Below are 7,719 nucleotides of genomic sequence, written 5' to 3'. Positions count from 1 at the left end.
CTTATTATAACGTATAAATACTAGTTTTGTTTACTCTGAACGGTATTTAATTACTGTTATATCAATAAGTATTAAATAGATATACGTTCTTAAATCAATTTATAGGATGATTATTCACAGTTTTACAAATGACTATAGCGAAGGCTGTCACCTTTCTATCCTGCAAGCTTTAACCGAAAGTAACCTTGTACAACAATCGGGATATGGAGACGATGCCTATACTTTGAGTGCAATCCAATCAATTAAAAATAAAATTGGGGATGATAATGCAGAGGTACACCTCATTTCAGGTGGTACATTAACCAACTTATTGGTATTAGCATCCATACTCAAACCGTTTGAGTCTGTTATAGCTGCACAAACAGGACATATAAGTACACACGAAACAGGGGCAATAGAAGCTACCGGTCATAAGATAGAGGAAGTGATTACTTCTGATGGAAAGCTAACGCCAGAACTTATCAAACCCATTCTGAATAAATTTCCCGAATATCATACCGTTAAACCAAGAGTTGTTTATATTTCGAATTCAACAGAGATAGGAACAATATATAATAAAAAGGAGTTAACCAATCTATCGGAGTTCTGCAAAGAGAATGATCTTATCTTATTTATGGATGGAGCAAGACTTCCATCTGCTCTAACTGCTGCATCTAATGATCTAACATTAGTCGATGTAGCTCGTCTAACTGATGTATTTTACATTGGTGGAACCAAATCGGGAGCTTTGTTAGGGGAAGCTGTGGTTATAACAAACGACACGTTGAAAAAAGATTTCAAATATCACCAAAAACAACGTGGAGCCATGATGGCAAAAGGTCGTGTGATTGGTATTCAATTCGATCAACTACTAAAGGATGATCTTATATTCAAACTAGCTGCTCACGCTAATATTTTAGCGACAAAGATTAAAGATACAGTGAAAGAATTAGGCTACTCTTTTCTTACAGAGTCAGACTCCAATCAGATTTTTCCTATCTTACCAAATAAAGTAATTGATAAGCTGATTCTGAAATACGGTTTCTATGTTTGGGAACCCGTAGATGCAGACAATTCGGCTGTTAGACTAATAACTTCATGGGCAACACCCGAAGATAAAGTTGATCTATTTATTCACGATCTGAAAGAAATATCTAAGATATGGTAAACCTCGAATGGTATAGAACTTTTAAGGCAATCTATCAAAATGGAACACTTACAAAGGCAGCTCAGGAATTACTTCTTTCTCAACCCAATGTAAGTGTGCAATTGGCTGCATTGGAAAGCTATATCGGTCATGCTTTGTTTATCCGATTGCCCCGAAAAATGGTTCCTACCGATTATGCAAAGCAGCTTTATACTCAGGTGGTAGAGCCTCTAGACAATCTGGAACGTGTTGAGGCTGAATTTAAAAAGTCTATCTTAAGTAAGACTACAACAATAAGATTAGGTAGTCCTGCCGAATTTTTCAGTGTGTACTTAGCTCAAAACCTAGCTCAACTAAAATCATATTTAGTAGTTCAATATGGACTTGCTTCTGATCTGATTGAAAAGCTTGTAAATAACGATCTGGATATTGCCATAATTACACAACGCAATACTATTCATGAATTTATCACTTACGAACCTCTACTAACCGAGACATTCAGCATTGTTTGCAACCGCGATTTTGATTCTTCTGAATTTGACAGTTTAGTAGAAACTGAAGATTTGGACGAGATTGAAAGATGGTTACAAGCTCAAAAATGGTATGCTTACAATAGTAATCTTGTTTTGATAAGAAGATTCTGGCGCGAGAATTTCAAGAAACGACCTTTATTAAAATTACAAGTTGCTATCCCCGACAATAATTCTATACTGGAAGCTGTAGGACACAGCGACGGACTGGCTGTATCATCAGACCTCATTGCAGGTAAAGCTTTGAAAGGGGGATTAGTTCGCATTCTTTGGCAAGGTATTCATCCTGCGAATAACGAAATATACTTAGCCTACGATAAAACAAAAATAGAGCCTAAACTATTAGATGAAATAAGAAACTTCGTCACTCTCAGCCTCCAAGATTTTAAGGTTTAATACCTTTTTTATAGCAACCTCCCTTAATAAAGTCGTTATTTTCCTTTTTTATCTATAAGGAAAACCATTCCTTATGCTGACTTTATTTATCCTCTGCATTTTTATAAATTCATCGGGCATCCTTTTAGGTAAAATACTTACTGAAAGTAAATATTTGGCTTTAAACCGTTTTTCAGATAAGCTCGACAGGAAACCTTTCAACTGCAAACCTTGCCTTACTTTTCATCTTTTGTGGATAATCTATACAATAGTATCCATTATAATATCATCACTCATATTTTGGGTAGTAGGGGTATTTTTTGCCTTAGCCATATTCGGTGTATTGTATCTTAATGATAAATCGAAAATAGTAAAATAAGGCATCAACTTTTTTTCAAATTCTAACTTTTACTCAATTATATTTATGACACAAAACAACGTAACAAATAAAACCGAGACCTTAAAAGAAAAGGTAATCTCACTTATTCAAGAAGTAAATACTACACATCGATACAGTATGAGCCGTATCTACGGACTCTACAATGAGGTATTTACAGTAGCCGAAACACCTCAATCGTGTGCGAGCTGCCTGATACGTAAAGTAAATCAGCTAAAATCGTGGTTGGCTGAACAACCCGAAGAAAAAGAACAACCCGATTCAAGTGAGACATTACAGCCTCTGCCAAAAACACGAGGACGAAAAGCAAAACAACGCTAATGCATTTACTTACTATGCAAAAAAGAAGGTTTACTCTAATTGCATAGTAAACCTTCTTTTTTTATGTGTTGTATATACTTTCAGCTAAGCGATGAAAACTGTATGAAATTATAAAGTTCAAAAACACGCCTACGGGTAATATCTGCTCTCTCGCTTGCAGCTATAACTCCCCAAACAGTTCCACCTCCCATTGCCTCATAAGTTTGGTCTTTCATTCCCGAAATCAATTTTTTATCGCTATCTCTCAAATTGATCCAATTTCGCTGACTTGTTCTCAATAGAATTTTATTCTCTTCATTTAATATATTCAACAATACTTTATAGTATTTATTAAGTAGCTTATCATAACCTTGCTCTAAATAGTAGGAAGCCTCTATCATTCCCAAAGTTGAATAATCTTTATCTAACATATCTCTCACTTCTTGCTCTAGATGTGCTGTATCTTGTTTAAACTCTACCTTCTTATCTTCTAACCATTGAAAATCCTGAGCCGAAAGACCATTACTAAAACAGCCTAACCCTATTAATATAAACAATATAAATTTCATTATTTTTTGCTTTATATATAACTAAAGAAAATCAAGGTAAAGCTATAAATATTAATTCAAAATTGAATATCCGATAATAAGATAGTGCATTAGTGATACTATTTTAATTACTTTTGTATTTGTAGTAATAAGGTCTCGTACCTATTTTAATGTTTGAACGAATATAGCAACCAAAGCTTGTTGTGACCTCGCAACACAACATTAAATTCTTTTATGAACTTAATAGACAGAGGTCGGCGACCTCCTCAAATATGAGCAATAACGGATTAAGCAAAATACTGGGATTTCTAGGATTAGATAAAACCGGAAATAATGAGCACAGCACACCAGATAATTACTCTTCTCTTTACTCTGAGAAATTAAGAGATGCGCTACACCAACCGGCAGGTGCAGAGAAGGCTAGTGCATTGAGGCTTTTATTAGAAGAAATAGAGAAACAAAATACAAATTCCGCAGAGGAATCTCCCGAACAAAAGATAGATCGTTACAGTAGTGCAGGAGTAGCTTATTCTGAGTTACAGCAATATGAGGAAGCTCTATCCTATCATGATAAGGCAATAGAGATAGCAAACAATATTCCGGCGCTTTATTACAACAGAGCAAATACCTATAACAAATTGGGTGAATACCAAAAAGCTATTATGGACTACAAAAGAGCCATAACTCTAGACCCTGAAAATGCCGATTATCACTGTAATCTAGGATATACTTACGACGATCTGGGTATGTACGAAGAAGCCATCGAAAATTACAATAAAGCGATTGATATAAATCCTTACAATACAATCAATCTAAGTTGTAGAGCAGCAGCATACGTCAATTTGAAAGAGTACGACAAGGCTATTGCTGATTATAATCAGGCAGTTGAACTTGATCCTTTCGACCCTCAATTATTTTTTAATCGTGGACTAACATTAGCCAATCGTGGGGAAATAAAAGAGGCTCTCAAAGATTTTGAAGAATGTATTAATATTGATCCAGAGAACCAATTCGGACAGAAAGGAATGGCTCAAATGGCAATTCAACAATTGTCAAACATAGGGCAACAATAATAAATAAAAAAGCACCTTGATTTCAAGGTGCTTTTTTATTTATATCATGCTGAATGTTTACGAGTTACTTTTTTCAGCTGCTTTAGGGCGTGCTTCTTTTATAATCTCTCGACGATCTGTTCTATATTTTTGTTTCAAACCTTGTATTTTTTCTTTTTGAGCTTCGGGAGCAATACGGCTCATTTCTACCGCTTTCTTTTCCTTTACGAAGTTAGATTTCAAATCATCCAATTTTGCAGTAGTAGCAGCATCTAGATTCATTCGTTTTCCGCCTCTACCATTTCTTCCTGAATTCTTTCCTGCTCTATTTTCATTTCTTGATCTTTTCTCTACTCTATCCTTCCATTTCACTTGTTGCTCTGGAGTTAGTATTGCCATAAAATCAGACTGATGACTTTTTCTTAATTCTCTTTGTTGACTTCTTAGAGTATCATTCTTTGTCTTAAAATCCTTAGATAGAGATTTCACCTTTTCTTGTTGCTCAGCAGTAAGATTCAATTCTTGTAGAGCTTTCGATCTGTCTCCTCCTCTACGTCCGCCATCTCTTCCCTGAGCTGATAAACCAAATGAAACGCTTGCTAATAGTGCTAATGATAATAATATTTTTTTCATATTCTTTTTACTTTTAATTGTTTATGCATCTTTGACGACACAAAGAAGCATAGGTTTAATATCCTCACATTCTTTAACTAAGAATAAATACAATTTCGATGTAGCTTTTTCTTTATTAGAAAGAGCTTTACAAAGATTTATCAACATATTTAGAAAAATACATTTTAACTAAAATCAAAAGAAAAATGCGCCACCGTCTAATTTTATAGACAAAAATTAGAGAAACTATTGTATGTCTAAAAAATTAGACATACATTTGCTTCATAACATCGAAAATTATGCAACTGACAAAAGCTGAAGAACAAATAATGCACATACTCTGGACTTTAGAAGAGGCCACAGTACAAGATATACTAAAAGAGTTCGCTAAGGACAAACCCGCACGAACTACTATTGCTACTATATTAGGGATATTAGAGACTAAAGAATTTGTAGCACACCGAACTGATGGACGGTCGAATGTTTATTGGGCAATTATCAAAAAAGATGATTATTCGAAGAAACAATTATTCGGCTTTCTTAAAAACTATTTTGACGGATCGTTTTCCTCTCTCACCTCTTTCTTCGCAAAGGAAACCAATTTATCTATAGATGATCTTGATAAATTATTAGAGGAAACAAAACAAGCCTTGCAAGAAGAACAAAGCAAAAAATAAAAACCATGAAAGAACTCATAATATACATTGCCCAGTCGGGTATCTGCATAGGAATATTCTTTCTCATTTATAGGATATTTCTGCGCTCCACTACATTCTTTCGTTTCAACAGAGCATTCCTGATAAGTGGTTTGATAGCGTCTTTTATAATACCAAGTATACGCTTTTCATACGATGTAATTTTGCCATTTTCAATATCAATAAATGCAACAGAGATAGCAGAAGCCAAAGAAGCAACTCTAATTCAAAGAATAGATATTTGGATTATTCTGTCTGCCATTTATATAATAGGAGTTACAATACAATTGATTCGTAACCTAACATCGTATCGAAAACTCTTCAAGCTGATAAAATCAGGAGAAGCAAGAGAATACAACAACTACAAGTTAATAGACAGTGTAGAAATAAAATCTCCATTCACAGTACTCAATTGTATTGCTATCAACACAAAAGTCTTAAGTGAGACCGAAATAGATTTAATAATAAAACACGAAGCAACTCACATATATCAAAAACATTGGATCGATCTATTATGCAGCGAATGTGCACTATTACTGCAATGGTTTAATCCTCTGATGTGGTTTTACGTGTCATCACAGAAAGAGAATCACGAATTCTTAGCTGACAAGGCTGTCATAGATTCCGGTATTTCGCCAGTTCTATATCAGGCAGCACTTATCAATCAAAGATTTCAGGGCCCAGTGTTTTCTTTCTCCAATTCATTTAATTATCCAAATCAATTAAATCGTTTATGTATGATTAAGAAAGTAAAAACTTCACCTTGGAGAAGACTAGCTATACTGGCACTCATTCCATCTTTTGGATTATTCTTTTGGGCTTCGGCAATACCTCGTTACATATTTAAATCTATTGAAGATAATCCTTACACTCAATTATCAGAAGTACCTGAGCAAGATTCCATAATACACATAGGTATTTCTACGAATAATAATGAACCTCTGCAAGTTACCGGATATGTAACAGATAGCAACAATACAAATCTGAGTTCCGACAAAGCATTGTATATTATTGATGGCAAAGAATCATCACATCCTACAATGAAAGCACTTGATCCTAAAGACATAGAATCGGTCTCGGTACTTAAGGATAAGTCTGCAACGGAAACATATGGAAGTAAAGGTAAAAATGGAGTAATAATAATTACAACAAAAAAAGAAACCTCCACCCCTCCTACTATGCTTCGTATTAATGTAACAACGCAGCCTGCTGAAGAGAACCAAAATACAACAGAAAAAACTTCTTCCTCAAAAGGTGAAAATATTAAGATGATAAATATTAAAGCTAATAGCCCTATAATCATCATCGATGGAAAAGAAATCAGTCAAGAGATTTTTCAGGCAATAAATACAGATAAAATAGAAAGCATCAATGTTTTAAAAGGTGATAATGCAGTAGAAGCATATGGAGAAAGAGCCCGAAACAGTGGTGTTATAGAAGTTACATTAAAAAAATAATTGACCTTAAATTATATATAAAAGCTATGGATTTCTGATTTAAAGATGAGTTTTTTATCTATATAGAAAACTCATCTTTATAATTTATGGCTGCACCAAAAGGAAATCAGTTTTGGAAATTAAGAACCAAACATAATCAGAAGGCATTGTTTGAATCGCCCGAACTTCTACTTAAAGCAGCTGACGAGTATTTCGAATGGTGTGATAAACATCAATGGTATAAGCAGGAGGCTGTAAAATCGGGGTCGGAATGCGGTCGCATTATCGATGTACCTATTAAACGCCCCTACTCTATCAGCGGTTTGTGTGTATATCTCAATTGCAGTCAAAACTTCTTTAATAAGTTTAAGAAAAAATGCGGAAGCGATTTTACAGAGATCATTAATCGTATCGAAAACATTATAGAAACTCAACAGTTCGAAGGCGCAATAACAGGTATATTCAATACATCAATTATATCTCGAAAATTAGGTTTGAAGGAACAAACGGACATTACATCAAATGGACAATCTATATTCCAGATAGAAGTAATAGATGATAAAACGAAAGAACAACTCGAAAGATTAAAAGAAAAGCTGAAATAAAATCGCCTATCTTTTTATTGCTTAAATATCCATAGTAGTAATA

General features: G+C 34.2%; 9 protein-coding genes. 7 read left to right on the top strand and 2 right to left on the bottom strand.

Going from position 1 to position 7,719, the window contains the following annotated elements; translation table 11 throughout:
* Positions 1–106 precede the first annotated feature (106 nt).
* From HGC4_RS17610 to HGC4_RS17600, 3 genes are all read left to right on the top strand, one after another.
* Positions 107–1,147 carry a threonine aldolase family protein gene (locus HGC4_RS17610; RefSeq protein ID WP_185099987.1) on the top strand — a complete coding sequence of 347 codons (1,041 nt, stop codon included), beginning with the start codon at positions 107–109 and terminating at the stop codon, positions 1,145–1,147.
* Complete coding sequence (locus HGC4_RS17605; RefSeq protein WP_050711453.1) at positions 1,141–2,052, top strand: LysR family transcriptional regulator; 912 nt, start codon at positions 1,141–1,143, stop codon at positions 2,050–2,052. The genes HGC4_RS17610 and HGC4_RS17605 overlap by 7 nt, the downstream gene beginning before the upstream one ends.
* Before the next feature lie 403 nt (positions 2,053–2,455).
* The gene (locus HGC4_RS17600) at positions 2,456–2,749 is read left to right on the top strand and encodes a hypothetical protein (RefSeq protein ID WP_050711452.1); all 294 of its coding nucleotides are present in this window, start codon (positions 2,456–2,458) and stop codon (positions 2,747–2,749) included.
* Positions 2,750–2,829: 80 nt separating this feature from the next.
* Here the strand turns inward: HGC4_RS17600 and HGC4_RS17595 are convergent, their stop codons facing one another.
* Positions 2,830–3,297 carry a lysozyme inhibitor LprI family protein gene (locus HGC4_RS17595; protein WP_050711451.1) on the bottom strand — a complete coding sequence of 156 codons (468 nt, stop codon included), beginning with the start codon at positions 3,295–3,297 and terminating at the stop codon, positions 2,830–2,832.
* A gap of 251 nt (positions 3,298–3,548) precedes the next feature.
* On the opposite strand from HGC4_RS17595, the gene HGC4_RS17590 reads away from it, so the two are divergent.
* Positions 3,549–4,349: a tetratricopeptide repeat protein gene (locus tag HGC4_RS17590; RefSeq protein ID WP_050711450.1), complete on the top strand. Its 801-nt coding sequence runs from the start codon at positions 3,549–3,551 to the stop codon at positions 4,347–4,349.
* A gap of 57 nt (positions 4,350–4,406) precedes the next feature.
* On the opposite strand, the gene HGC4_RS17585 is transcribed toward HGC4_RS17590, so the two are convergent.
* On the bottom strand, positions 4,407–4,961 hold the full coding sequence (locus HGC4_RS17585) for a hypothetical protein (RefSeq protein ID WP_050711449.1): 555 nt from the start codon (positions 4,959–4,961) through the stop codon (positions 4,407–4,409).
* A gap of 278 nt (positions 4,962–5,239) precedes the next feature.
* Between HGC4_RS17585 and HGC4_RS17580 the strand changes: the two genes are divergently transcribed.
* The 3 genes from HGC4_RS17580 to HGC4_RS17570 all read left to right on the top strand — a co-directional run bounded on the left by HGC4_RS17580 (position 5,240) and on the right by HGC4_RS17570 (position 7,676).
* The gene (locus HGC4_RS17580) at positions 5,240–5,617 is read left to right on the top strand and encodes a BlaI/MecI/CopY family transcriptional regulator (protein WP_050711448.1); all 378 of its coding nucleotides are present in this window, start codon (positions 5,240–5,242) and stop codon (positions 5,615–5,617) included.
* Between the two features lie 5 nt (positions 5,618–5,622).
* On the top strand, positions 5,623–7,092 hold the full coding sequence (locus HGC4_RS17575; RefSeq protein ID WP_050711447.1) for a M56 family metallopeptidase: 1,470 nt from the start codon (positions 5,623–5,625) through the stop codon (positions 7,090–7,092).
* Positions 7,093–7,178: 86 nt separating this feature from the next.
* Positions 7,179–7,676 carry a terminase small subunit gene (locus HGC4_RS17570; protein WP_050711446.1) on the top strand — a complete coding sequence of 166 codons (498 nt, stop codon included), beginning with the start codon at positions 7,179–7,181 and terminating at the stop codon, positions 7,674–7,676.
* The last annotated feature ends 43 nt before the right edge of the window (positions 7,677–7,719 follow it).

This window comes from Dysgonomonas sp. HGC4, assembly GCF_001261715.1.
GTDB lineage: Bacteria > Bacteroidota > Bacteroidia > Bacteroidales > Dysgonomonadaceae > Dysgonomonas_A.
Note: the sequence above shows the minus strand (reverse complement) of the source record. Positions and strands in the feature narration are given on the sequence as shown.